We start from the raw sequence: 25,351 nt of genomic DNA, 5'->3' as shown, positions 1-25,351 counted from the left end.
CGCTGCGCGGTGGCGACGGACGCGGCAGCGGTCGCCGCGTTGCTGCGCGACCTGAACGACGAGCCCGGACTGTCGCCGGAGCGGATCACGCACGAAAGCGTGGCGCGCGACCTGATCGGCGACCCGCGTGCGCTGGTGCTGGTGGCAGAGCAGGATGGCGAGGCCGTGGGCGTCGCCACCGCGCATCCGCATTATGACACCGGCGCGAGCCGCTGGGGCCTGTTTCTCAACGATCTCTATGTCGCCCCTGCGGCGCGCCGGCGTGGGATCGCGCGCGCCCTGGTCGGCGCCGTCGCCGCGGAGGCGCGGCGGACGGGCGGCCGATTCGTCTGGTGGAACGCCGACGAGGGCGACGAGCTCGCGCTCCGCTTCCACCGCTCGCTCGACGTCACGGAGGCAGGGACGATCGACTTCCTCCTGGCGGGGGAGGCGTTCGAGCGGCTGGCGGGGATGCAGGAGCGATGACGGATGCCGCGCTGCGCGCCCGCAAGGTCGAGGCGCTGACAGAGGAAGAGGCGCAGCAGGAGCTGGCAGCGCTGGCGGCCGAGATCGCGCATCACGACGCGCTCTATCACGGCAGGGACGCGCCGGAGATCAGCGACGCCGCGTATGACGCGCTGGTCGGCCGCAACCGCGCGATCGAGGCGCGCTTCCCCGAGCTGATCCGGGAGGATTCCCCGAGCCGCCGCGTCGGTGCCGAGGCGGCCGAAGGCTTCGCCAAGCTGCGCCACGGCGTGCCGATGCTCTCGCTGGACAATGCCTTCGGCGACGAGGATTTCCGGGCCTTCACCGCCTCCATCCGCCGCTTCCTGCGGCTGGATGAGGCGGAGCGCCTGCAATTCGTGGGCGAGCCGAAGATCGACGGGCTCTCGGTCAACCTCCTCTACGAGGACGGGGAGTTCGTGCGCGGCGCGACGCGTGGCGATGGCAGCATGGGCGAGGACATCTCGGCGAATCTGCTGACGTTGGCGGACCTCCCGCGCCGGCTGAAGGGCAAGGCGCCGGCGCGTATCGAGATCCGCGGTGAGGTGTTCTGCGAGAAGGCCCATTTCCTCGCCTTCCGCGCGGCGCAGGTCGCGGCGGCGGAGGAACGCGAGGCGCGGCGCGCGCGCGGCGAGAAGGTGGGCCCGGCCATCACCATCCCCGTCAATCCGCGCAACTTCGCCGCCGGGTCGCTGCGCCAGCTCGATCCCGCCATCACGGCGCAGCGGCCGCTGAAGCTCTTCGCCTATGCCATGGGGGAGGCGAGCGAGCAGCCGGCGGAGACGCATTGGGACTGGCTGGATCGGCTGCGCGGCTGGGGCTTCCCGGTCAACCCGCTGTCGGAGCTGCTGGCCGACGAGGACGCGGCTGCCGCCTTCCAGCAGCGCATGACGGAAGGCCGCGCCGCGCTGCGCTACGACATCGACGGCGTCGTCTACAAGCTCAACCGGCTGGACTGGCAGCGGCGCCTCGGCTTCGTCGGGCGCGCGCCGCGCTGGGCGATCGCCTGGAAATTTCCGGCGGAGCAGGCGACGACCGTGCTGCTCGACATCGAGATCCAGGTTGGCCGCACCGGCGCCTTGACGCCGCGGGCGGTGATGGAGCCGGTCGGCGTCGGCGGCGTGATGGTGACCCATGCCAGCCTGCACAACGAGGACGAGATCGCGCGCAAGGATGTGCGCATCGGCGACACCGTGATCGTGCAGCGCGCGGGCGACGTGATCCCGCAGATCCTCGGCATCGTGCCGGAGAAGCGGCCGAAGGACACGCAGCCTTTCGTCTTCCCGACGGTCTGCCCCGCCTGCGGCAGCCATGCCGTACGGCCGGAGGGCGAGGTGGTGCGCCGCTGCACCGGCGGGCTGATCTGCCCGGCGCAGACGGTGGAGCGGCTGATCCACTTCACCCGCCGCAACGCGATGGACATCGAGGGGCTGGGCGAGGAGAACCTGCAGACGCTGTTCGACGCCGGGCTGGTGCGCAAGCCGGCCGACATCTTCCGGCTGAAGCGGCACACCGACACGCTGCGCTCCTGGGAGGGCTGGGGCGAGCGGAAGATCGCCAACCTGCTGAACGCGATCGAGGCACGCCGCCGCGTGCCGCTGGAGCGCTTCATCTTCGCCCTCGGCATCCGCCGCATCGGCGAGGCGAATGCGAAGCTGCTGGCGCGGCACTATCATTCGTTGGCGGAATGGCGGGCGAAGATGCTGGCCGCGACCACCATCGGCAGCGAGGCGCGCGAGGAGCTGGGCTCCATCCAGGGGATCGGGCCGGCCATCGCGACCGAGCTCGCCGAATTCTTCATCGAGCCGCACAACCGGGCCGCGCTGGACGACCTGGCACGGGAAGTGACGCCGGAGGACGCGGCCTTCGCCGCCGCCGCGGACAGCCCCTTCGCCGGCAGGACCGTGGTCTTCACCGGCACGCTTGAGACCATGAGCCGCGACGAGGCGGAGGCGCAGGCCGAGCGGCTCGGCGCGAAGGTGACCAAGAGCGTCTCGAAGAAGACCGACTTCGTGGTGGTCGGCGCCGATGCGGGCAGCAAGGCGACCAAGGCGGCGGAACTGGGCGTGAAGACGCTGACCGAAGCGGAATGGCGGGAGATGGCCGGGCTGGGGTAGCGGCCCCGCTTGCGCGGCCTGCGCCTGTCGCCGTAATCCGGCGCCATGTCCGCCGCTTTCGTCGCCGCGCTGCTCTGTTCCGTCGCGGCCTTCATCCACACCCGCTCCTCCGATCCCGCGATGCGGCCGGCGAATGCCGTCGCCGATCTCGTCTGGAAGGGGTTGGCCTTCGCCGCGCTGATCGCCTGGGGCGTGCTGATCGTGCGCGACTACGCCCGCGGCGAATGGGCGGACGGGACGGCGGCGCTGCTCGGTTCCATCGCGGCCAACTGGTATTTCAACCATCGCGGGCCGCGGCCGGCCTGGCCGGGCCTGTCCATGCTGTTCGCGGTGGTCGGGCTCGGCCTTGCGGCCTGGTCCTTCATCAACGAGTAGGCGGCAGGTCCAGCCGCAGCACCTCCCCTGCCGCGTCCTCGGCCGGGAAGCGTTCGCGCACCAGCGGATCGTGACCGGGGATCACCAGGCTGTCGTCGCCGCCGGCAAGCTGCCGCGCGCGGCGCCAGCCCTGGATCATCGCGCCGAGGTCGTACACGATGGGGAACGGGTTTCGCCGCTCCATGTTGGCGTAGTAGTGCGCGGCGTCCACGGCCAGCACCAGCGGGCCGCGCGCGGTCGCCACGCGCACCATCTGCAGCCCGTCCGAATGGCCGCCGACGCGGTGGACGGTGACGCCCGGCGCCACTTCTCCCTCGCCGTCGTGGAAGCAGACGCGCTCGGCGTAGACGGCGCGCACCAGCTTCACCACGTCCTCCACCTCGAAGGGTGCGCGGATGCAGGCGGTGCAGACGTGGCGGCCGGTGGCGAAGGCGACCTCGCGGTCCTGGATGTGGAAGGTGGCGTTGGGGAACAGGCCGAGATTGCCGGCATGGTCGTAGTGCAGGTGGCTGATCACCACGTCGCGGATCGCCGCCGCATCGGTGCCGATCGCGGCCAAGCAATCGGCCACCGGGCGTAGGATGGTGCGGCCGCGGCGCGCGGCGGTCGCGGCGTCGAAGCCGGTGTCGACCAGCACCTCGCGCCCGTCCGGGCCGCGCAGCAGCCAGACGAAGTAGTCCATCGGCATCGCCTCATGCGCATCCTCGACCGGCATGAGGAAGTTCTGCTGCGCCGGGCGGTCGTGATGCGCGTAGCGCAGGGCGAAGACCTGCCACATGGCTCAGCCCTTCCGCGGCACCTGGGGGGAGGACAGCTCCGAAGCCGCCAGCGCCTCCGCGAAGCGGGCGGCGGCCGTGTGGTCCTGGCCAGGGCCGAGCAGCGACGCGGCGGCGGCCCAGAGCTCGCGCGTCTGCGCGGCGAGCGGCGTGGGCGTCGCCGTCTCCCGCCCGACCTGCAGCGCGATGGAGAGGTCCTTCACCATCAGGTCCAGCCCGAAGCCGGAATCGAAACCGCGCGACAGCACGAACTGCCTGAGCTTCTTCTGCGTGGAGTTGTTCATGCCGGTGGAGGCGTTCAGCACATCCACCATCACGGCGGGATCGAGGCCGAAGCGGCTGCCAATCAGCAGCGCCTCGACGCTCACAAGGAAGCCGGCCGCACTGACCAGGTTGTTCAGCGCCTTCATCGCCTGGCCCGCACCGACATCGCCGCAGCGCGTGATCGTGGTGCCCATGGCGCCGAGCACCGGATGCAGCCGCGCCAGCACCGCCTCCTCGCCGCCGGTCATGATGGCGAGTTGCCCCGTCTCGGCGCGGGCGACGCCGCCGGAGACGGGCGCATCCACCATCGCGATACCGTGCGCCGCGAGGTCCTGCGCCATCGTCCGCGTGGCGGAGGGCTCGCCGGAGGACATCTCGACCACCACCGCGCCGGGGCGCAGCACGGGGCGGATCGCGGCAACCACCGCTTCGACCTCGCGGCTGGTCGGCAGCATGGTGATCACGGCATCGGCGCCGGCGGCGGCCGCGGCAGCGTCGGGCGCGGCGGTGCCGCCGTGGTTGCGCGCAAACTCCTCCGCGCGGCCCGGCACGGCATCCTGCACGCTCACCGCATGGCCCGCTTCCAGCAGGCGGCGCGCCATGGGCCAGCCCATGCGACCGATGCCGATGAAGCCGATCCGCCTGATCTCCATGCCGTCCTCCCGCGCGCGTTCCGCGGGAAGCTGGGCCGCGCCACGCCAGGGGTCAACTGCGCGGCGCCGCCCGGATAGAGTGCGGCGGCAGTGGGCGAGGACAGGCGCATGTTCGAAGGTTTCGTGGAGGAACGCCGCGCCGGGGACGGCGTGGAGCTGCGCCTGCGCCGTAGCGGCGAGGGACCGCCGCTGCTGCTGCTGCACGGCAACCCGCAGACCCATGCGATGTGGCACAAGGTCGCACCCGCACTTGCGCGGCGCTTCACCGTGATCTGCCCGGACCTGCGCGGCTATGGGCTTTCGGGCAAGCCGCCCGTCTCGGCGGATCACGCGGCCTATGCGAAGCGGGCGATGGCCGCCGACATGCTGGCGCTGATGCGGGGCCTCGGCTTCGACCGCTTCCAGGTGGTGTCGCACGACCGCGGCGCGCGCGTGGCGCATCGCCTGGCGCTGGATGCGCCGGCGGCCGTGGCGCGGCTCTGCGTGATGGACATCGTGCCGACGCTGCATCACTTCGAATCGACCGACATGGCCTTCGGCATGGGCTACTGGCACTGGTTCTTCCTGGCGCAGCGCCATCCGCTGCCGGAACGCATGATCCTGCGCGACGTGGAGGACTGGTTCGACCTGCACACCTCGCGCGAGCCGAAGGACAGGGGCTTCTTCCACCCGGAGGCGCGGGCCGACTACCTCGTCGCGCTGCGCACGCCCGGCACGGTGGAGGCGATCTGCGAGGACTACCGCGCCGCCGCCACGATCGACCTGGAGCATGACCGCGCCAGCCGCGAGGCGGGGCAGCGCGTGACCTGCCCGCTGCTGGCGCTGTGGGGCGCCAAGGGCAAGGTCGGCGTCTGGTACGAGCCGTTGGAGGTCTGGCGCCGCTATGCCGGCGGCCCGGTCAGCGGTGGCCCGGTGGCTTCCGGCCACTACCTGGCGGAGGAGGCGCCGGAGGCGGTGCTGGCGGCGCTCGACGGGTTCCTGGACGCGCCGTAGCCCTCAGGGGAAGTCGAGCACGAGGATGGAGACGTCGTCCTCGAACTCGGTGCCGCCGGCCAGATCGCGCGCGGCGCGCAGCAGGCGCTCGGGTTCGGGCAGGTCCGGCACGGAAGGCGCGGTCAGCACGGGCAGGAAATCCGACAATGCATTCTGCTGCCCGTTGGCGCGCCGCGTCTCGAAGGCGCCGTCGCTGAACAGGTAGAGCCGGGCGCCAAGCGGGATCTCCGCCTCGCCGGTCTGCGGCGTGCGGCCCCAGAGGCCGGCGCCGACCGGCAGGTTTCGGGTGCCGAGCGCCGTCGGCTCGGCGCCGCCCGGCACCAGCAGATAGGCCGGATGATGGCCGCCGGCGATATGCACCATGCGCCGCGTGCGCGGATCGTAGACGCCGTACCACAGCGTGAAAAACAGGCCGTCATGCCGCTCGGTGTCGAACATGCCGTCCAGCGCGGCCAGCACGGCCGGGCAATCGCCAGGCTCGGTGTTCGGCGGCCCGCCCTCGCGCAGCACGGTCATCGCGGAGGCGGCCAGCAGCGCCGAGTCGATGCCATGACCGGCGGCGTCGATCAGCCATACAGCGAAGCGGCCATCCGGCAGCGGGCGATAGCCGAAGCCGTCGCCACCCACGCGCACCGAAGGCTCGAAGGCCCAGTGCGCGCGGACCGGGCCGTCCGGGATGGCGGGCGGAAGCAGCGCACGGACGTAGCGCGCAGCCCGATCGAGGTTGCGCTCCAGCTCCGCCGCGCGTTCCAGGGTGCGGCGCGGGCCGCGCAGATAGGCCAGCACGAAGGGACCGATCCGCAGACGCGATCCCTCCTCCAGCGGCGTCGGCGCCGCGAGGCGCTGGTCGTTGAGATAGGTGCCGTTGGTCGAGCCGAGATCGGTGACGATGGCGCGCCCGCCTTCCAGCACCACGGCGCAGTGGCTGCGCGACACCTCGCCGGAGGCCAGCACCAGGTCGTTGCCGGCGACGCGGCCGATGCGGATCGGAAGTTCGCCCAGGATCACGCGGCGGGCGGGATCCTCGGGCGGCGCCTCCACCTGCAGGACATGCAGGATCGCATCCTCCCCCGGCGCGGGCGCCGGGGCGGTGCGACGGATCATCGTGCGTTCGGTCTCGTCCAAGGCTCGGGCCCGGTCTGAAGCGTGGCTGCACCATGCCGCGCTGCGGCAGGGCGAAGCAAGCGTTCAGCCCGCGGCCAGAACATCCGGGGGGAGGATGAAGGGCAGGTCGGTGTCGCCGGTGCGCGCGCCGAAGCCTGTCAGCAGCGCATGCGCCTGGCCGCGGTGATGCGTCTGGTGGTTGAAGAAATGCGTGACCAGCACGGCCATCGGGCGCGAAACCTCCTGCCCCAGGGCACCGCTGAACCAGGACAGGTCGCCGCCGAGCCAATCCGGCGTCACGCGCCGCGCCCAGGCCTCGATGCCGGCATCGACCTCGATACGCGCTGCCTTCAGCGCGTCCCAATCCGCATAGAGGCCGGGGCTGGTCGGGATGCCGCCGGCGGGCTTCTCCCAGCCGTCGAAGCGCGACATCCAGGTGCGGTCGCCCCAGAGCAGGTGGCTCAGCGTGCCCTGGACCGAGCCGAAGAAGGCGCCGCGATCCTCGCTCCGCTGCGCCGACGTCAGGCCGTCCGCTGCGGCGTAGAGGCGGCGGTTCATCTCGGCGTTGTACGCGGCCATCAGCCGCACCCAGTCCGGCGTGATCATGAGAGGGCCTTCCAGAAGAACACCGCATCGGCGGGCTGGCGCGCGCCGTCCAGCTCGAAGCCCGGGATGGTGCCGAGCGCGGTCCAGCCGAGCGCGCGATAGAGCGCCTCAGCTTCCGAGCCGCGGCGCGTGTCGAGCACCAGCAGGCGGCGGCCGATGCCGCGCGCGGCCTGTTCCGCGCGCTTCATCAGCGCGGCGCCGATGCCCTGGCGCCGGACGCGCGGTTCCACCAGCAGCGTGCGGACCTCCGCGCGGTGCGGCGCGTTCTCCGGCATGGCGAGGTCGAGCTGCACCGTGCCGACCAGTTCGCCATCGAGCCAGGCGACGAGCAGCACCGTCTTGCCCAGCGCGACGGCGGAGGAGACGCCCTTCCAGTAGCCGCGCGCCACGGCGGGATCGAGCGGCGGCAGCCAGGTGAGGCTGGCGCCGGCCGCGACGGCGCCGACCAGCAGTTCCGCCAGGCGGCGCTCCGCGCTGGCGGCCGCGGCGGCGTCCAGCGCCTCAACCACCAGCCCGCGCAGTGGCTTGGCGTAACGGAATTCCAGGCTGTTGGAGATGTCGTCCAGGATGCGGATGGAGCCCTGGCGGACGAAGCCGCGCTTCTCGTAGAAGCGATGCGCGGCCTCGAAGCGGGTGTCGGTCCAGAGCACGAGCCGCTCGGCGCCGGCCGCGCGCGCATGCGCCTCCGCCGCGCCCATCAATGCATGCGCAAGGCCGCTGCCGCGCGCGGGCTTCGAGACGTAGACCTTGCAGATCTCCCACGCGGCATCCTGATTCATGGGGCGCGTCGCCGCCATGCCGACCACGCGCCCATCCTGTTCGGCGACCCAGAGCGCACCGCCCGCTTTCGCGAAATAGCTCGCGAGCGCACGCAGCTCCGGCACTTCGCCATCCACGTGGAGGATGCAGCCCGGATATTCGGACCAGCAATCGCCGATCAGGCGGATGAAGCCCTCCGCGTCGTCGTCGCGGCCCGGGCGAAGCGCTGCGCCGGTCACGACAAGGCGCGGCAGAAATCCTGGATGCGCGTGCAGGCCTCGCGCAGGCTCTCGGTGTCCGTCGCGTAGGAGATGCGGATGTAGGGGCTCATGCCATAGGCCGCGCCATGCACCACCGCGACATGCTTCTCCTCGATCAGCGCGAGGGCGAAGTCCTGGTCGGTGTCGATCCGGCGCCCGCCGGCGGTGGTCTTGCCGAGGCAGCCGGCGATGTTGGGGAAGACATAGAAGGCGCCTTCCGGCTTGTGGCAGGCGATGCCAGGCGCGGCGTTCAGCATCTCCACGACCATGTCGCGGCGCGCCTTGTAGATCGCGGCGCGTTCCTTCACGAGGTCCTGCGGCCCGTCCAGCGCGGCTGCGGCCGCGGCCTGGCCGACGGTGCTGATGCCGGAGGAGATCTGGCCCTGCATGTTGACCATCGCCTTGATCAGCTCCTTCGGCCCGCCGCAGAAGCCGACGCGCCAGCCGGTCATCGCATAGGTCTTGGAGACGCCGTTCACCGTCAGCGTGCGGTCCTTCAGACGCGGCTCGACCTCCGCGACCGTGCAGAACTCGAAATCGTCGTAGACGAGATGCTCGTACATGTCGTCCGTGATGATCCAGACATGCGGATGGCGGAGCATGACATCGGCGATCGCCTGCATGTCGGCGCGCGAGCATGCGGCGCCCGTCGGGTTGGACGGGAAGTTCAGCATCAGCAGCCTGGTCTTCGGCGTGATGGCGGCTTCCAGATCCTCCGGGCGGAGCTTGAAGCCGTTGTTCTGCGGGCAGGTCACCGTCACCGGCACGCCGCCGGCGAGGCGCGCCATGTCGGCGTAGCTGATCCAGTAGGGCGAGGGGATGATCACCTCGTCGCCGGGATCGAGCATCGCCAGCATGGCGTCCATCAGCACCTGCTTGCCGCCGTTGCCGACCATGATCTCGTCGAGCGCGTAATCCAGGTTGTTGTCGCGCCTGAACTTGCGCTGCACCGCTTCCTTGAGCGCGCGGGTGCCGTCCTGCGGCGGATACTTCGTGTCGCCGCTGAGCGCGGCCTGGTGCGCGGCCTCGATGGCGTGGGCGGGCGTGTCGAAATCCGGCTCGCCGACGGCGAGGCTGATCACCTTCACCCCCTTCGCCTGCAATTCGCGCGCCTTCACCGTCATGACGACGGAGGCGGCGGGCGGAACATCCTTCAGGCGGGCGGCCAAGGCGGGCATCGCGTGCATCTCTCGGAAGGGCGACAAGGTCGGGAACCTAGTCCGCCCCCCGGCGCGGCTCAATCCGCTGGGCGTTCCAGGATCCAGTCGAAGGGTGCCTCGCCCGTCAGCACGAAGCCCTCGCGTTCCCAGAAGCGCCTTGCGGGGCTTTCCTTCAGCACTTCGATCCACCAGCCGCGGCCGGGATGGGCCGCGCGCAGCGCGGCGAAGATCTCGGCGCCGAGGCCCCTGCCCTGCAGCGCGGGCTCGACGAAGAAGCTGTGCAACTCCATCCGCGCGCCGTGGTCGTAGAGGCCGACGCAGCCGAGCACGACACCGTCGCGCTCGATCAGGCGCAGGCTGCCGGCCTCGAGGTGCTGGCGCATGCGCGCGCGGCGGCGCTCCGGGTCGTAGCGCCCGATCCGCTCCAGATGCGCGCGCATGGTGCGGATCGACAGGTCCAGGATGAATTCGAACTCGGCTTCCGTCGCGGGACGAAAGCCGAGCGGCATCACTTCAGCCCGGCGCAGAAGTTCTGGATGCGGGTGCAGGCGTCGCGCAGGCTTTCGTCGTCCGTCGCGTAGCTGATGCGGAAATGGCCGGGGAACATGAAGGCGGCGCCGTGCACCGTGGCGACGCCCTGTTCCTCGAGCAGCGCGAGGCAGAAGTCTTCGTCAGTTTCGATCTTCTTGCCGGTGGCGCTGGTCTTGCCGAGGCAGCCGCGGATGTCGGGGAAGACGTAGAAGGCGCCTTCCGGCGTCGGGCAGCGGACGCCGGCGGCCTGGTTCAGCATACCGACGACCATGTCGCGGCGACGCTGATAGACCTTGCGCATTTCCTCGACGCTGTCCTGCTGCCCGGTCAGCGCCTCGATCGCCGCGGCCTGGGAGATGCTGGACGTGTTGGAGGTGGACTGGCTCTGCAGCTTGTCCATGGCCTTGATCAGCTTCACCGGCGCGCCGGCGAAACCGATGCGCCAGCCGGTCATGGCATAGGCCTTGGAGCAGCCGTTCATCGTGACGGTGCGGTCCTTCAGCCGCGGCTCCACCTGCACAAGCGTGGCGAACTTCATGTCGCCATAGGTCAGCTTCTCGTAGATGTCGTCGGAGAAGATCCAGACATCGGGGTGCCGCATCAGCACCTCGGCCAGCCCCTTCAACTCCTCCGCCGTGTAGCCGGCGCCGGTCGGGTTGCAGGGGTTGTTCAAGATGAACCACTTGGTCTTCGGCGTGATCGTCGCTTCAAGCTGTTCCGGCGTGATCCGGAACCCCTGGTTCGGGCCGCAGGGGACGATCACCGGCTTGCCCTCGGCGAGCGAGACGATGTCGGGGTAGCTGACCCAGCAGGGGGCCGGGATGATCGCCTCGTCACCCGGATTGATGGTGGCGACGATGGCATCGAAGATCACCTGCTTGCCGCCGGTGGCGACCAGGATCTCCTCCGGCTTGTACTCGATGCCGTTGTCGCGCCGGAACTTCTCGCAGACCGCCTTGCGCAGCGCCATGGTGCCGGCGACGTCGGTGTATTTCGTCTCGCCGCGCTCGATGGCGGCGATGGCGGCGTCCTTGACGTTGCGCGGCGTGTCGAAGTCGGGCTCGCCGGCCGCGAGGGAGATCACGTCCCGCCCCTCGGCCTTCAGCGCGCGGGCCTTCGCCGTCATGGCGATGGTCAGGGATGGCGAGATGCGGTCCAGGCGGTCGGCGATCAGGTTCATGGCGGTCCGGGTTTCCCTGCCGCGCCCGGTCCGGGCACGGCCGGGAATTGTCCTAACCGCAGCCGGCCGGGGCGTCCACCTGCGGCCGGCGCAGGCCGGTCATTCCAGGCGCAGGGGCCGGTAGCCCTGGAAGGTGAAGCCCTGCGCGGCGAGGCATTGCCGCCGCCAGGCATCCCGCGGACCGTCATTGACGTCCACGAGGTCATAGTCGGCCCGGCGCCAGCGGGAGACGGTGCGGCATACTTCGCGGCCATCCCGGCCGCGCCAGCAGCGGCTCTCGGGGAAGTAGCCGGCCGGGCGGACCATCACCCAGACCATCTGCGGCGGCACGGCGAGCGCGGCCTGGTCGCGACAGGCGGCCTGGGTGGCCTCGGCCACCGCCACCGGCGTGCCCGGGCGCGTCCAGACCTCGGCGCAGGCCGCGAGAAGGAACAGCGGAAGGATGGCCAGGAAGCGGCGCATGGGGATGATCCTCGCGCAGCCCGGCGCCCGGATTGTGGCGCCGGTCAGGCGCGCCTGGGGCGAAGCAGCCACCAGGCCAGCAGCAGCGCCACCGACACCGCCAGCACCAGAAGCGTGGCCAGGGCATAGAGTTCCGGCGTCAGCCCGAGCCGCACCGCCGAGAAGATCACCATGGGCAGGGTCGAGGCGCCGGGCCCGGAGACGAAGCTCGCCACCACCAGGTCGTCCAGCGAGAGGGTGAAGGCCAGCAGCCAGCCCGCCCCCACCGCCGGCGCGGCCAGGGGCAGGGTCACCTGGAAGAACACCGCCCAGGGCCGCGCGCCAAGGTCGAGCGCGGCATCCTCCAGGCTGGCATCCAGCTCCGACAGCCGGGCCTGCACCACCACCGCGACATAGGCGGCGCCGAAGGTCGCATGGGCGATGGCGACGGTGGAGGCGCCGCGGCCGGCGGGAAAGCCGAAGGCCTGCTCCATCGCCACGAAGAGCAGCAGCAGCGAGAGGCCGGTGATGACCTCGGGCATCACCAGCGGCGCGGCCATGACGGCGGCGAAGAGCGGGCGGCCGCGGAAGCGCCCGAAGCGGGCCAGCGCGAAGCCGGCCAGCACGCCGAGGATGGTCGCCATGGTGGCCGAGACCGCGGCGATGCGCAGCGAGAGGAACAGCGCGCCGGTCAGCGCGTCGTTGTTCCAGAGCGCCGCATACCAGCGCGTGGAGAAGCCGGTGAAGCTGGTCACCATGCGGCTGTCGTTGAAGGAGAACAACACCATCAGCAGGATGGGCAGGTAGAGGAAGGCGAAGCCGAGCCCGAGCGGCAGCGCCAGCCTGCTTGCGCGCCTCATCGCCGGCGCTCGCCGGCGAAGCGCCACTGGAACAGCGCAATCGGCAGCACCAGCGCGAGCAGCAGGACGGAGGCGAGCGCCGAGGCGAGCGGCCAGTCCCGGTTCTGGAAGAATTCCGTCCACAGGACGCGGCCGATGAGCTGCGCGCCGGGACCGCCCAGCAGTTCCGGGATCACGAACTCGCCGACCGCCGGGATGAACACGAGCAGGAAGCCCGCGACGATGCCTGGCAGCGACAGCGGCAGGGTGATCGTGAGGAAGGACCGCCAAGGCGGCGCGCCGAGATCGGCCGCGGCATCGAGCAACGCCGGGTCCTGCTTCACCAGCGAGGCGTAGAGCGGCAGCACCATGAAGGGCAGGTAGCAGTAGGTGATGCCGAGATACATCGCGAACTCGGTGTAGAGCAGTTGCAGCGGCGCCTCGATCACGCCCAGCGCCAGCAGCAACCCGTTCAGCCAGCCCTGGTCCTGCAGGATGCCGATCCAGGCAGTGATGCGCAGCAGGAAGGAGGTCCAGAAGGGCAGGATCACCAGGAGCAGCAGCGGCACACGCCAGCGTTCCGGCGCACGCGCGATGGCGAGCGCCATCGGGTAGCCCACCAGCAGGCAGAGCAGGGCGGAGATCGCGGCGACACGCAGGCTGAGGAGATAGGCGTCGAGGTAGTAGGAATCCTCGGCCAGCAGCGCGAGGTTCTGGAAGTTCAGCTGCAGCGTCAGCGCCCCGTCCACCCAGCGCAGCAACGGCGCATAAGGAGGCAGGCCCTCCGCGGCCTCCGCGAAGGCGATCGAAAGGACGATCGCGAAGGGTGCGAGGAAGAACACCGCCATCCAGAGCAGCGGCAGCAGCAGGACCAGCAGGCGGCGTCGCGCCGCGCTCATTCGGGCAGCACCACCGACGCTTCCGGCGCCCAGGAGACGGCGACGAGGTCGTCCCAATCCACCGGGCGCTCGGTGATGCGGCGCAAATTGGGCTGGCTGACGCGCAGCTCCTTCCCGCCCTCGAGCACCACGTAGTAGACGAAGAAATCACCGAAATAAGCGATGTCGCGGACGCGTCCGACCACGCGGTTGTCGCCGAAGTCGGCGCCTTCCTGCGCGCGCTCGATGCGCATGCGCTCCGGCCGGATGGCGACGAAGACGCGGCTACCGAGGGGCTTGGGCGGCTCGCCTTCCGAGAGGATGTCGAAGTCGTATTCCGAGCTGCCGATGCGCGCGCCGGCCGGCGTCAGCGCCTCCACCACGCCTTCCAGGATGTTGGCGGTGCCGAGGAATTCCGCGGTGAAGCGGCTGTTCGGAAATTCGTAGACCTCGCCCGGCGTGCCGACCTGCGCCAGCGTGCCGCGGTCCATCACGGCAAGACGCGTCGCCATCGTCATCGCCTCCTCCTGGTCGTGGGTGACGATGACGAAGGTGGTGCCGGTGCGTTCCTGGATGTTCACGAGCTCGAACTGAGTCGCCTCGCGCAGGTTCTTGTCGAGTGCCGAGAGCGGCTCGTCCAGCAGCAGCAGCTTGGGGCGCTTCGCCAGGGCGCGGGCCAGCGCGACGCGCGCACGCTGCCCGCCGGAGAGCTCATCCGGCCGGCGCGCGCCGAAGCCTTCCATGCGCACCAGCGCCAGCATCTCCGCCACGCGATCCCGGATGACGGCGCGGGAGGCGCCTTCCTGACGCAGGCCGAAGCCGATGTTGCGCGCGACATCCATGTGCGGGAACAGCGCGTAGGACTGGAACATCATGTTCACCGGGCGCCGATAGGGCGGCACCTGCGCCATGTCCTGCCCATCGAGCAGGATGCGCCCCGCATCGGGCTCGATCAGCCCGGCGAGGCAGCGCAGCAGCGTGGACTTGCCCGAGCCCGAGCCGCCGAGTAGCGCGAAGAACTCGCCGCGCCAGATCGAGAGGTCCACGCGGTCCAGCGCGACGAAGTCACCGAAGCGCTTGGTCAGGCCCTCGATCTGAAGGAAGGGCTCTGCACCCGGATCGCGCCACGGCTCCGCGGAGCCAGGCCGCGGGGCAGCCAGATTCACCGTCCGGCCTTGAAGCGTGCCCACATCCGGTTGCGCGCGCGCTCCGCCGCCTGCGGCACCGGGCCGATGGTGAAGAAGCGCGCGCGCAGCGCCTCGTCTGGGAAGACCGCCGGGTCGTTCGCGATTTCCGGCGCCACCAGCGCGCGGCTGGCCGGGATGCCGTTCGGGTAGCCGACCGCGGTGGTGATCGCCGCCATCACGTCGGGCTGCAGCAGGAAGTTGATGAAGGCGTGCGCGTTGCCGGGGTTCGGCGCATCGGCCGGGATAGCCAGCATGTCGAACCAGAGCTGCGCGCCTTCCTTGCCTGCCACGTAGCGCACCTCCACGCCCTGCTTCGCTTCCGTCGCCCTCGCACCGGCCTGGATGACGTCGCCGGAATAGGCGAAGGCGAGGCAGGTCTGGCCGCTGGCCAGCGCCTCGATCACGCCGCCGGTCGAGAAGTTGCGGATATGCGGGCGGATCGCCATCAGCGTCTGCTCAACTGCGCGCAGGTCGTCGTTGCTGGTGCTGTTCGGGTCCTTGCCGAGGTATCGCAGCACCGTCGGGATCACATCCGTCGCGCTGTCCATCATGGTGATGCCGCAGCGCGCGATGCGCCGGGCGTGGCGCGGATCGAACAGCAGTGCGAGGCTGTCCATCGGCGCGTCGGGCGCGAGCGCCCTCACCCGCGCCTCGTTCACGCCGAGCCCGATCGTGCCCCAGAGATAGGGCGCCCCGAAGCGGTTGCCGGGATCGGAGCTCGCCACCTGGCGCATCAGCGCCGGGTCGAGGTTGGCGAGGTTCGGGATCTGCGCGCGGTCCAACGGCAGCAGTCCGCCGACGCGGGCGAGGCGGGAGAAGGTGGGTTCGCTGGTCGGCACGACGATGTCGTAGCCGCTGCGTCCGGCAGAAAGGCGCCCCTCCAGCGTCTCGAGGCTGTCGAACACGTCGTAGCGGACGCGGATGCCGGTCTCGCGCGTGAAGCGCTCGAGCATCGCGGGGTCGATGTAGTCGTTCCAGTTGAACACGTTGACCACGCGTTCCTGCGCGCGCGGCGCGACGGGCATGACGGCAAGCAGGCTGGCGCCGAGCAGCAGGAGCAGGCGTCGCAGGATCATCTCTGGGCGTTCCCTCTGGGCGTTCCCGGTTCCGGACGCGCCGGAGACTAGCACGCCGTCCCCTCGGCGCAGGAGCCGCTCGCCCGGCAAAGACTGCTTTCCGTAAGTAGGATTTTGTTCTTGACGCGTCGCAGCGACACGGGCTAGAAGGCTCTCGCCACGGGGCGAGCTGCGTCCAGTCGCCGCCTGGCTTTCCCTGAAATTTCCTCATCCTGCACTTCGCGCGGAGCCCGCTCCGCGCCGGCCACGCGCGTCGCGCGGCCGGAATCCGTTCCTTGCCCGCCCTTCCCTGGTCCCGGTCCGCGCAGCCGCGCGGGCCGCGGCCGCGCGTGCCCGACCGGAGCCCCGCATGCCCTTCGACAACAACGCCCTGATCCCGCTGCTCGCCAACAGTGGCTTCACCCTCTGGCTCTACCGCACCACGGACACGCGCGCCGAGGCGCTGGGAGCCGGCTATTTCGCGCAGGCCGCCAACCGCCTCGCCGCGGGCGACGTGATGTTCCTCCAGGCCGCGGATGCGCTGACGCTGACCACCGTCCGGCCCAACACCGTGATCCCCGGCGGCGTGGTGGTGGACACCGCCACCGTGCCCTTCCGCGTCAACCGCTCCTCGGCGCAGAAATTCTCCGTCCGCCAACTCGCCACCGCGCTGGCCATGACGCTGTTGCTGCTGCCGATCGGTGGCACCGTCGTCGCCGGCGGCACGGTGGAGGCGCAGGCGACGGTGGTCGGCGCCATCCCGACCGTGGACTTCTCCATCGCCGATGCCAGCGGCGAGACGGTGCGCGGCCCGCAATCGGCCGTGGTGAGCAACGGCGCGGCCAGCGCCAGCCTGCCCGCACCCGCGCCCGGCAACGGCTACACGCTGCGCGTCGTCGCCCCCGCCTATCCCATGCTGACCGACACCTCGCCGCCCTTCTCGGTCGGCGCCGCCTTCACCTTGCTGACGCAGGCGGGCGACGTGCTGCTGACGGAGGCCGGCGACCGGCTGCTCGTCTGACCGCGGCCGAGATCCCTCCGCGCAGCGCAACAGAAGAGAGAGGCCGATGCCCGACACCAGGATAACCGATCTTCCCGCCGCCACGGCGCTCGCCGCTGCCGACCTCGCGCCGGTCGTGCAGGGCAGCGGCGCGGCGGCCGAGACACGGCGCGCCACCTTCGCGCAGATCACCGCCGGCGTCTTCGCCGAGCGCATGTTCCATGTCCGCGACTACGGCGCCATCGGCAACGGCATCGCGGACGACGTGGCCGCGATCCAGGCCGCGATCGACGCGGCGAATGCCGCGGGCGGCGGCATCGTGCGGCTCGGGCCGCGGCGGTATCGCGTCGCCGCGGCCGAGCTGGTGGTGAGGGAGAATGTCTGCCTCGAAGGGCCGGTCTTCCCCGGCGGGCAGCGGCCTTCCGGCGACTACCGCAGCCTTCCCGGCACCATCCTGCTCGACTCCACGCGCACCCTTCGCGTGCTGCGCGGCGCGACGCTGCGCCGCGTCGCGGTGATCCGCGACGGGCTCGGCGCGCCGCCCACAACGGTACGCGCCGCGATCAATTTGCGCGCCGCGATGGCGGGCACCGCGATCACCATCGGCGACGGCTCCGGCACGCATCACGACGTGCTGGTCGAGGACGTGCTGGTGCTGGGCTTCGACCTGGCGCTGCGCGCGGACAACAGCCAGCGCTTCAACCTGCGGCGGATGCGCGGCGACAACCGGAACGGCATCTTCCTGTCGCGCACCTTCGACATCACGCGCATCCACGACGTTCATTTCTGGCCCTTCCTGACGGGCAATCTCTCCGGCGTCACCCTGGCGCAGTTCGGCGTCGCCGGCGTGGCGAACAACGGCAGCGGCCTCATCCGTATCACCACGGCCACGGCGCATGGCCTGGTCACCGGCGACCTCGTGAACGTCACCGGCGTCAACGGCGTGCCCAACGCCAACAGCCGGCGCACCGCGACGGTGGTGGACGCCACGCGGCTCGACCTGCAGGGCAGCAGCTTTTCCGGCAGCTGGACCGGCGGCGGCACGCTGACCGTCTGGAACAATCGCCGCCTCGGCACCGCCTTCCGCATCGAGACCAGCGACGTCGCCGAATTCGTCAACTGCTTCTGCTACGGCTACGACCTGGGCTTCGACCTGGGCGACGGCGCGCAGTCCATCCAGCTCAACAACTGCAGCGTGGACGACCTGCTGAGCCTGAAGGACCCGCTGACCGTCGGCACCTGGATCCGCGGCAGCGCCTTCCGCACCAAGTGGCTCGGCGGCTTCATCAGCAGCATGGCGACGGCCGTGCGGGTTGCAAGCACCGCGCCGAACCAGGGCGACAACCAGTTCGTCGGCGTCATGGTGGGCGGCGACGGCGCGGCGCGCACGGTGGAGGTGCTGGATGGCGGGCTGACGCTCGTCGCCTGCGACCTGCCGGCGGCGAGCGTCTATCTGGCATCGACCGGCGACAGCCTGTCCGTCGTCGCCTCCGACACGCGCAGCACCACCTTCCAGGGACAGACGCCGGCCGATGTCTCCCGCATCGTGCTGGTGGCGAACCGCACCCAGGCGCTGGGCTCGACGCCGGACCAGGGCACGGTGCTGTTCCGACGCTCCGAGACGCTTGGCGCCGAGCTCGGCTTCGAGAACCAGGACGCCGCCATCTCCTATGCGATGGGCATCGGCGGCGGACCGCTGGCGCCGCTGGAGATCGGCGGGCTCGCCGGGGTCAACCCGAATGGCGGCGTGGTGCTGGGCGCGAATGCGGCGATGACCGCGCCGATGACGCTGACGCTGCGCCGCGCCTCCGACACGCCGGCGAATGGCGACGCGCTGGGCCAGGTCGTCTTCGCCGGCAACAACGCGGGCGGCAGCCAGACCACCTTCGCGCGCGCCGGCGGCGTCAGCGAGACGGTGGCCGCCGGCAGCGAGGCCGGCGCCTTCGTCATCGAGACGCGCAACGGCGCGACCCTCACCGAGCGCCTGCGCGTCGGCGCGACGGGCACCGTGACCTTGCAGGGCCCGCTGGTGCTGCCGGGCGACCCGACCGCCTCCGCGCAGGCGGCGAGCAAGGGCTATGTGGACGCGCAATTCACCGCGCGCCGCCTGCCGGTGGCCGCGGCATCGAGCGCGACGGCGCTGACGCTTGCAGCGCACAACGCGCGACTGGTCAGCGCCAATCCCGGCACCACGCTCTCGATCGACTGGGCGGCGACCGGCGACGGCTTCTCCTGCCTCGTCGCCAACCGTACCGGCGGCGACCTGACGATCGCGATGAGCGGCTTCACCGGCACAACGCCGACCAACCCGGACGGTCTGACGAAGCTGCGCAACGGCGGCCTCGCCACGCTGCTCGCCTACAGCCCGGATGGCGGCACGACGCGGCTGCTGCTGCTCGCCGGTGCGGCGGCGGCGTGATCCATCCCCCCGAAGAGGAGCCCGACATGACCGAATGGAGCCTCTGCCGCTGGCACGGCCCGCCCGCGACGCTGGAGGCGGCGCTGCGCCAGCTCGGCTGGCACGGGCCTGGCGAGATGGCGAATGCGCTCGATCCGCGGGTCGGCGGATTCATCCCGCCGGCCGGCGAGGCAGCGCGGAACCTGGACGGGCTCGCCTATGCGACCGTCGTCGCGCGGGTGCCGCTCGCCGTGCCGGAGGGGCTGGAGGAGACGGGGCCGCAGCTCTCGGCGGCACTGCTCGGCAGCTTCTGAAGAAGGAACGGGGCGAGGCTCCGCCTCGCGCTCCGCCGGGGACGATGATCGTCCCCGGGCCCCTGCAATCGTGAGGAGATAGCGATGACCGATCTCACTGATCATGCGAAGAACCTTCTCGCGCGCGCGCTGTGCGGGCGCGTGCCGGCGCTGCCGGTGGCCGTCTGGGCGGCACTCGGGACCGGCGGCGCGGATGGCACCGGGCTTACCGGGGAGCCCGCTGGCAACGGCTATGCGCGGCAGCGCGTGACCTTCACCGGCACCGGCGCGCAGCGCAACGCGGCGGCGCTCAGCTTCAACTTCACCGGCGCCGTCGGCACGCTCAGCCATCTCGGCCTGTTCGACGCCGCGAGCGGCGGCAACCCGCTCACCCATGCGCCGCTCTCCTCGCCGGTGAGCGTCGGCGGGCCGGGGACCATCACCGTCGCGGTGGATGCGCTGACCGTCACGCCGGAATAGCCTCGGCCATGCGGGGTGGCGGTCAGGCGACCGCCACCCCGATATGCTCGGCGAAGGCGCGCGCCGGCGCGGGCAGGCGATCCGGCCGCCACACCGCCCAGACCTGCGACCGCGCCCCGGCCTGCGCCAGCGGGCGATAGGCCACGCCGTCGAAGCGCAGCTTGCGTACGGAAGCGGGCACGATCGCCACGCCCACCCCGGCACCGACCAGGCCGATCAGCGCATGCATGGGCGAGACTTCCTGCGTGATCCGCGGAGCGAAGCCCGCGGCGGCGCAGATCTCCGTCAGCTGCCGGTGGAAATCCGTGCCGTCCCGCGCCGGGAAGGCGAGGAAGGGATCAGCAGCGAGCTGGCGCGGCGCGATGCGCGGCTGCCCGGCCAGGCGATGCGATCGCGGCAAGGCTGCGACCATCGGTTCCTCGAAGACGAGCGCGCCGGCCAGTCCACGCGGGACCTGCGCGCCGCGCATCAGGCAGATGTCGAAGCGCCCCTCCCGCAGCGCCTCCACCAGGCGTGCCGCGGCCATCTCCTTCAGGGAGAGCTCGACCTCGGGCCGCGCGCGCCGGAAGCCTTCCAGCGCCGCCGGCAGGAAGGCGTAGGCACAGGAGCCGGAGAAGCCCAGCGCCAGCGTGCCACGTTCGCCGAGCGCGGCGCGGCGCGCGGCGAGCGGCGCGGCCTCGGCAATCGCCAGAAGCCGCCGCCCGTCCTCGAGCAGCGAACGCCCCGCCTCGGTCAGCGCGACCTCGCGGCTGCTGCGGGCGACCAGCCGCGCACCCACCGTCCGTTCCAGCCGCTGCAGTGCGCGCGACAGCTGCGGCTGGCCCATGCCGAGCCGCGCGGCGGCGCGGCCGAAATGGCATTCCTCGGCGAGTACCACGAAGCGCCGGATCTCGCGCGTTTCCAGCATCCATGCCTCCGGTGGCATCGATCGGCAGCCGACAATGCATTGGACGCCGAGCATGATGCGGCGGAACCTCCCCGGCAATCGGCCCGGCGCCACACCGCGGGGCGTCAGGGAAGGAACGTGCCATGCTGCCAGACATGCCGCGCCGCGGCCTGCTCCGTGCCTTCGGACTCGCCCCCCTCGCCCTCGCCGCACCGGCCCTGGCGCAGTCCGGCTATCCTTCCCGACCCGTGCGCGTCCTCATCGGCTCGGCCCCCGGCGGCGCCACGGACATCACCGCCCGCATCCTGGCCGAGGCGATGGGCGCCGCCTTCCCCCGCGGCTTCGCCATCGAGAACCGCACCGGCGCGGGCGGCAACCTGGCCGCCGAGACCGCTGCCCGCGCGCCGGCCGATGGCTACACGCTGCTGTTCAACGACGCGGCGATGATGGCGATCAACCCCGTGCTGTTCCGCAACGTGCCCTTCGATCCCGCCAACGACTTCACCGCGATCGCGCATGTCGCGGAGTTCCCCTTCGTCATCGTCGTGCGGCCGGAGGTGCCGGCGCGCAACCTGACGGAGCTCGCCGCCTGGGCGAAGACGCAGGCGGACCCGATCCTCTTCGCCAGCCCGAACACCGGCAGCCAGCACCATCTGGGGATGGAGATCATCGCGCAGCGGCTGGGCTTCCGCGTGACGCATGTCGGCTTCCGCGGTGGCGGGCCGGCGACCACGGCGATCCTCGGCGGGCAGATGCCGCTCGGCTCCATCGGCATGCCGCCGCTCGTACCGCATCTGCGTGAGGGCAAGCTGCGCGCGCTTGCGGTCAGCACCGGCACGCGCTCCCCGCAGCTGCCGGATGTGCCGACGATCGCCGAGGCCGGCGTGCCCGGCCTTTCGCTCGCGGTCTGGTACGGCGTGGTCGGCCCCCGCGGCACGCCGCCCGAGGTGGTTCGATACGTCTCCGAGGCGCTGGCAGCGGCGCTCGCCAAGCCTGAGGTGCAGCAGAAGCTCGGCTCCCAGGGCCTCACCGCGCGCTACATGCCGCCCGCCGAGTTCGACGCCTTCATGGCGGAGGAACGGACGAGCTGGGGCACCGCGGCGCGCGCCGCGAATGTGACGATCGAATAGGGGAAACGCCAGCTTGCGCGACAAACGCCCGAACATCCTGTTCATCACAACGGACCAGCAGCGGGCCGACTGCATCGGCGCCTTCGGCCGCAAGGTGCGCACCCCGCACCTGGATCTGCTGGCGGCCGAGTCCACCGCCTTCACCGCCTGCATCGCGCCGAACCCGGTGTGCCAGCCCACGCGCGCCTCCATGCTGACGGGGCGCATGCCGCGCAGCCACGGCGTCTGCGACAACGGCATCGACCTGCCGCCGGAGGAGGCGCGCGACAGCTTCCCGGCGGTGCTCGCCAAGGCCGGCTATGACACCGCGCTGCTCGGCAAGGCGCATTTCGCGACCGCGCACACCTTCCACCCGACCGGCTCACCGGAATGCCGGCTGAGCATGGACCGCTACGGCCCGAACTGGACCGGTCCTTATATGGGCTTCCAGCGCGTGGAACTGGTGGTGGAAGGCCACAACACCTTCCCCCCGATGGAGCCGCCCTTCGGCCAGGCCTACGAGGCCTGGTACCATGGCGATGGCCGCGGCGCCCTGAAGGACCGGCTCTACAAGGAGAACCACGGCCCCGACACGCATGGCGCGCCGCAGACCTGGCATTCCGGCCTGCCGCAGGCCTGGCACAACTCCAACTGGGTCGCCGACCGCACCATCGCCTACATGAACGAGAAGCGGGACCGGCCCTTCTGCCTCTGGGCCAGCTTCCCCGACCCACACCATCCCTTCGACTGCCCGGTGCCCTGGAGCCTGCTGCACCGGCCGGAGGATGTGGACCTGCCGGCGCACTGGACGCTCGACCTCGACCGCCGCCCCTGGTGGCACAAGGCGAGCCTGGAGGGCGTGCCGAACCTGGCGGACCCGAAGCTGCGCGAGTTCCGCGCCAAGCACAGCCGCACGCCGGTGCTGACCGAGACGACGCTGCGCGAGGTGATCGCGAACTACTACGGCATGATCTCGCTGATCGACCACAATGTCGGCCGCATCCTCACCGAGCTGAACCGGCTTGGGCTGGATGACAATACGCTGGTGGTGTTCACAGCCGACCATGGCGACTGGCTTGGCGACCATGGCCTGCTGCTGAAGGGCCCGATCACCTATGAGGGGCTGATCCGCGTGCCCTGCCTGATGCGCGGGCCCGGCGTGCCGCAGGGGAAGACCTGCGACGAGCCGGTCTCGACCCTCGACATGGCGGCGACATTCGCCGACCTGGCCGGGGTGGAGAAGCCCGAACGCTGGCACAGCCGGTCCCTGCTGCCGGTGGCGCGCGGCGAGCAGACGCGCGACTTCGCCTTCTGCGAATGGGACCTGTCCGACAGCCGCTGCGGCGTGCCGCTCAACCTGCGCACCGTGCGGACGAAGCGCTTCAAGCTGACGGTGGAGGAGATTTCCGGCGCGGCGGAGATGTACGACCTGGTGGCCGACCCGCAGGAGATGGACAACATCGCGGACGATCCGGCGCATGCCGGAACGCGTCATGAGCTCGAAGCGATGATCCGCGCCCGGCCGGCCGATGCCCGAACCGACAGGCTTCCGGCCGTGGGCATGGCGTGAGGGCCGGTGGTGCTGCTGGAGAGGATTGAACTCTCGACCTCTCCCTTACCAAGGGAGCTTCGCCCGGCACGTCCGCAATCGTCCGACCGGCCAAGTCATTGATCCAATTGGGATGACGGGGAGAGCCCCGGCACGCCTAGCGGCAGTTGGCGGCAGACAACGGCAGTCCGCGGCGGGTCCGGCTGGCACGATTCTGACACAGGCTATCACCGCATCCCGAGGGTCTGATCCCGCGCTCGGCCAGCTCGCTGCGCTGCCCGGAGCGGTGCGCCTCGGTGGCAGGAGGCCATGCGAGGAACCGCCACGAATCCCTGAGGTCAGCTGGCGCCTGGGCTGATGCAGGCCGACTGCCGTTTTGCCGCTGAATCCCCGGCGCGAGTGAAGGTGCGCCTTCAGGATGCTCGGGGAAAACACTCGATCGGGTCGGAGCCGGGCTGGGGCGATCCAGCGCGACAGCCTTACTGCTGCCTCGCTGGCACACCGAGCCATCGCAGCGCCGAACGGGCGCCCCGTCATTCCCGGTACAGCGAACTTCGCCGCATGCTGGTGGCGACCGCACCGGAGCCGAACAGGTGCAGGGACACCGCAGGTGACCTGCGGCGCAGTTCCGCCATGCGGATTCACCTCGGCGCATGCTCAACGAGCCGAATGCATTCCTGACTTGAATCAGCCTCATCAGGTGAGCACCATTTAATTCTGCAATGCAGAACAGTCAACATATTTGGCTGCCGGGACTCAGCATGAAACGAATTGCTCGAGCATTCATGACGTTGATTGCTGTCGTCGGTGCGGCGATCTTTTTTGTCGTATTCTACATGGCTTCGCCGCCGATGTCATACTGGCGCACATTCGAGGTGGACAAGTATCCGGAAATGCTTGTTGGGAAGACGATTTCCGACGCCCGAGGTCACCTCGATGCGGCGGGCTATCGGTGTCCCAGCCCATCCAATCCACGCTATCCAGTGCCGAGCTCCTCATCTCAGAATTATCCAGCAAACACGTTCATCATATACTGTCGACGCCATGATTGGACGCGCCCATTTGCTGGCATAGAGGTCGCATTCAACATCATATACACCGGCGACGACGTGGTAATAAAAACTGAAAGGCAGATTGTTGATATACACGCCGGTCAGTGACTGTGAATGGGGGGAATCATGACTGGGGCGACAGAAGCAAGCATCACGGTTTATGTCCGGTCCATGGGGTGGATGGGGATCGGGAATCCTTACCGGGAACCTGGATCCCTCACCGTCTACCACGCATTCATCGTCATGAGGCCGAACGCCAACTCCAATGATGGCGCGGTCCTGATCGCTGCCTATCCATACGTGAAGGCGGATAGCAATGAGATATACGAAGTAAGCCCTCTCCAGGCGATACAATCTGCGATGGGGAGAACATCGTATCAAGGAATAATGCGCGGACACATGATCCCAAATGTTGTAGATGGTACAAACCCTATTTTTCAAACGCAAAACATTAATCGCGCCGTTTTGGCGGATGTCCAGAATCTTACTGGCGCTGCACAGCAGGGTTTGTTCCGTTCTGCCGAAGTGTGGCGGGGTGATGCCGCTTTATTCCCGGAAATCAGAGACGCGGCTTCGTCCATCATCAGTCAGATTAACGAAGCAAATCCACTCTACGATTCTTTCTCAAACAACTGCAATACATTTGCATGGACCGTGGTCCGTGGCCTTGCTTCATTTGGAGTGAATCCTGACATAAGGCCCGCATACATAGGAGAACCGGGAACCGGCATTGATGCATGGGTCCCCGGTGCTCAAAACAGCGTCGTTCCCGCAATCGGCCAAAATCCTATAAACATTAGGCGGAGTGCGCTTGATGATGAAATTAGACAGCAGGCGCAGAGTGAATATGGCTCCGATGGTACAGATGGCCTGATTCCGGTGCTGACTCAACTTACCGACAAGCCTACCACAACCTACGAAGA

General features: G+C 70.0%; 25 protein-coding genes. 11 read left to right on the top strand and 14 right to left on the bottom strand.

Annotated elements, in window-relative coordinates; translation table 11 throughout:
• The first annotated feature begins 9 nt into the window (after positions 1-9).
• From DFH01_RS09885 to DFH01_RS09875, 3 genes are read left to right on the top strand one after another with little or no spacing between them, the layout of a single operon-like run.
• Positions 10-465, top strand: a complete 456-nt coding sequence (locus DFH01_RS09885) for a GNAT family N-acetyltransferase (RefSeq protein ID WP_158287691.1) — start codon at positions 10-12, stop codon at positions 463-465.
• Positions 462-2,600 carry an NAD-dependent DNA ligase LigA gene (gene ligA / locus DFH01_RS09880; protein ID WP_109870273.1) on the top strand — a complete coding sequence of 713 codons (2,139 nt, stop codon included), beginning with the start codon at positions 462-464 and terminating at the stop codon, positions 2,598-2,600. Before DFH01_RS09885 ends, ligA begins: the two co-directional genes overlap by 4 nt.
• Before the next feature lie 45 nt (positions 2,601-2,645).
• Positions 2,646-2,975, top strand: a complete 330-nt coding sequence (locus DFH01_RS09875; protein ID WP_109870272.1) for a hypothetical protein — start codon at positions 2,646-2,648, stop codon at positions 2,973-2,975.
• Here DFH01_RS09875 and DFH01_RS09870 read toward each other — a convergent pair.
• Together DFH01_RS09870 and DFH01_RS09865 are read right to left on the bottom strand one after the other, a co-directional pair.
• The gene (locus DFH01_RS09870; protein WP_109870271.1) at positions 2,965-3,753 is read right to left on the bottom strand and encodes an N-acyl homoserine lactonase family protein; all 789 of its coding nucleotides are present in this window, start codon (positions 3,751-3,753) and stop codon (positions 2,965-2,967) included. The genes DFH01_RS09875 and DFH01_RS09870 overlap by 11 nt on opposite strands.
• Before the next feature lie 3 nt (positions 3,754-3,756).
• Positions 3,757-4,890, bottom strand: coding sequence for an NAD(P)-binding domain-containing protein (locus DFH01_RS09865; RefSeq protein WP_332903274.1), 1,134 nt, complete (start codon positions 4,888-4,890; stop codon positions 3,757-3,759).
• On the opposite strand from DFH01_RS09865, the gene DFH01_RS09860 reads away from it, so the two are divergent.
• Positions 4,777-5,661, top strand: coding sequence for an alpha/beta fold hydrolase (locus tag DFH01_RS09860; RefSeq protein ID WP_109870269.1), 885 nt, complete (start codon positions 4,777-4,779; stop codon positions 5,659-5,661). The genes DFH01_RS09865 and DFH01_RS09860 overlap by 114 nt on opposite strands.
• A gap of 3 nt (positions 5,662-5,664) precedes the next feature.
• Here the strand turns inward: DFH01_RS09860 and DFH01_RS09855 are convergent, their stop codons facing one another.
• The 11 genes from DFH01_RS09855 to DFH01_RS09805 all read right to left on the bottom strand — a co-directional run bounded on the left by DFH01_RS09855 (position 5,665) and on the right by DFH01_RS09805 (position 15,682).
• The gene (locus tag DFH01_RS09855) at positions 5,665-6,765 is read right to left on the bottom strand and encodes a PP2C family protein-serine/threonine phosphatase (RefSeq protein ID WP_146217027.1); all 1,101 of its coding nucleotides are present in this window, start codon (positions 6,763-6,765) and stop codon (positions 5,665-5,667) included.
• Between the two features lie 84 nt (positions 6,766-6,849).
• A complete protein-coding gene (locus DFH01_RS09850) occupies positions 6,850-7,371 on the bottom strand; it encodes a DinB family protein (RefSeq protein WP_109870267.1) in 522 nt (173 codons plus the stop codon).
• On the bottom strand, positions 7,368-8,369 hold the full coding sequence (locus DFH01_RS09845) for a GNAT family N-acetyltransferase (RefSeq protein WP_233256055.1): 1,002 nt from the start codon (positions 8,367-8,369) through the stop codon (positions 7,368-7,370). The genes DFH01_RS09850 and DFH01_RS09845 overlap by 4 nt, the downstream gene beginning before the upstream one ends.
• Positions 8,366-9,568, bottom strand: a complete 1,203-nt coding sequence (locus tag DFH01_RS09840) for a pyridoxal phosphate-dependent aminotransferase (RefSeq protein WP_109870804.1) — start codon at positions 9,566-9,568, stop codon at positions 8,366-8,368. Before DFH01_RS09840 ends, DFH01_RS09845 begins: the two co-directional genes overlap by 4 nt.
• A 59-nt stretch (positions 9,569-9,627) precedes the next feature.
• Complete coding sequence (locus tag DFH01_RS09835) at positions 9,628-10,059, bottom strand: GNAT family N-acetyltransferase (protein ID WP_109870266.1); 432 nt, start codon at positions 10,057-10,059, stop codon at positions 9,628-9,630.
• Positions 10,059-11,261 (bottom strand): pyridoxal phosphate-dependent aminotransferase, encoded by a 1,203-nt coding sequence (locus tag DFH01_RS09830; RefSeq protein WP_109870265.1) that lies wholly within the window; start codon positions 11,259-11,261, stop codon positions 10,059-10,061. Before DFH01_RS09830 ends, DFH01_RS09835 begins: the two co-directional genes overlap by 1 nt.
• A 99-nt stretch (positions 11,262-11,360) precedes the next feature.
• The gene (locus DFH01_RS09825; RefSeq protein WP_109870264.1) at positions 11,361-11,723 is read right to left on the bottom strand and encodes a hypothetical protein; all 363 of its coding nucleotides are present in this window, start codon (positions 11,721-11,723) and stop codon (positions 11,361-11,363) included.
• A 44-nt stretch (positions 11,724-11,767) separates the two neighbouring features.
• Positions 11,768-12,562 (bottom strand): ABC transporter permease subunit, encoded by a 795-nt coding sequence (locus tag DFH01_RS09820; protein ID WP_109870263.1) that lies wholly within the window; start codon positions 12,560-12,562, stop codon positions 11,768-11,770.
• Positions 12,559-13,440: an ABC transporter permease subunit gene (locus DFH01_RS09815; RefSeq protein WP_109870262.1), complete on the bottom strand. Its 882-nt coding sequence runs from the start codon at positions 13,438-13,440 to the stop codon at positions 12,559-12,561. Before DFH01_RS09815 ends, DFH01_RS09820 begins: the two co-directional genes overlap by 4 nt.
• Positions 13,437-14,585, bottom strand: a complete 1,149-nt coding sequence (locus DFH01_RS09810; protein WP_199231189.1) for an ABC transporter ATP-binding protein — start codon at positions 14,583-14,585, stop codon at positions 13,437-13,439. Before DFH01_RS09810 ends, DFH01_RS09815 begins: the two co-directional genes overlap by 4 nt.
• A complete protein-coding gene (locus DFH01_RS09805; protein WP_109870261.1) occupies positions 14,582-15,682 on the bottom strand; it encodes a polyamine ABC transporter substrate-binding protein in 1,101 nt (366 codons plus the stop codon). Before DFH01_RS09805 ends, DFH01_RS09810 begins: the two co-directional genes overlap by 4 nt.
• Before the next feature lie 349 nt (positions 15,683-16,031).
• Between DFH01_RS09805 and DFH01_RS09800 the strand changes: the two genes are divergently transcribed.
• The 4 genes from DFH01_RS09800 (at position 16,032) to DFH01_RS09785 (ending at position 19,832) form a co-directional block, all read left to right on the top strand.
• A complete protein-coding gene (locus tag DFH01_RS09800; RefSeq protein WP_109870260.1) occupies positions 16,032-16,682 on the top strand; it encodes a hypothetical protein in 651 nt (216 codons plus the stop codon).
• 46 nt (positions 16,683-16,728) lie between these two features.
• Positions 16,729-19,080, top strand: a complete 2,352-nt coding sequence (locus DFH01_RS09795) for a hypothetical protein (protein WP_109870259.1) — start codon at positions 16,729-16,731, stop codon at positions 19,078-19,080.
• 26 nt (positions 19,081-19,106) lie between these two features.
• Positions 19,107-19,373, top strand: a complete 267-nt coding sequence (locus tag DFH01_RS09790; RefSeq protein WP_109870258.1) for a hypothetical protein — start codon at positions 19,107-19,109, stop codon at positions 19,371-19,373.
• A gap of 84 nt (positions 19,374-19,457) precedes the next feature.
• Positions 19,458-19,832: a phage tail fiber protein gene (locus DFH01_RS09785; RefSeq protein ID WP_109870257.1), complete on the top strand. Its 375-nt coding sequence runs from the start codon at positions 19,458-19,460 to the stop codon at positions 19,830-19,832.
• A 22-nt stretch (positions 19,833-19,854) separates the two neighbouring features.
• Here DFH01_RS09785 and DFH01_RS09780 read toward each other — a convergent pair whose 3' ends face one another.
• Positions 19,855-20,739, bottom strand: a complete 885-nt coding sequence (locus DFH01_RS09780; RefSeq protein WP_158287690.1) for a LysR family transcriptional regulator — start codon at positions 20,737-20,739, stop codon at positions 19,855-19,857.
• A gap of 134 nt (positions 20,740-20,873) precedes the next feature.
• On the opposite strand from DFH01_RS09780, the gene DFH01_RS09775 reads away from it, so the two are divergent.
• The 3 genes from DFH01_RS09775 (at position 20,874) to DFH01_RS28130 (ending at position 24,536) form a co-directional block, all read left to right on the top strand.
• Positions 20,874-21,848 carry a Bug family tripartite tricarboxylate transporter substrate binding protein gene (locus DFH01_RS09775; protein WP_158287689.1) on the top strand — a complete coding sequence of 325 codons (975 nt, stop codon included), beginning with the start codon at positions 20,874-20,876 and terminating at the stop codon, positions 21,846-21,848.
• A 13-nt stretch (positions 21,849-21,861) separates the two neighbouring features.
• Positions 21,862-23,397, top strand: a complete 1,536-nt coding sequence (locus DFH01_RS09770) for a sulfatase family protein (RefSeq protein ID WP_109870254.1) — start codon at positions 21,862-21,864, stop codon at positions 23,395-23,397.
• A gap of 701 nt (positions 23,398-24,098) precedes the next feature.
• Positions 24,099-24,536, top strand: a complete 438-nt coding sequence (locus tag DFH01_RS28130; RefSeq protein ID WP_158287688.1) for a hypothetical protein — start codon at positions 24,099-24,101, stop codon at positions 24,534-24,536.
• The last annotated feature ends 815 nt before the right edge of the window (positions 24,537-25,351 follow it).

It is taken from the genome of Falsiroseomonas bella, from assembly GCF_003173615.1.
Classification (GTDB): Bacteria; Pseudomonadota; Alphaproteobacteria; order Acetobacterales; family Acetobacteraceae; genus Falsiroseomonas; species Falsiroseomonas bella.
Note: the sequence above shows the minus strand (reverse complement) of the source record. Positions and strands in the feature narration are given on the sequence as shown.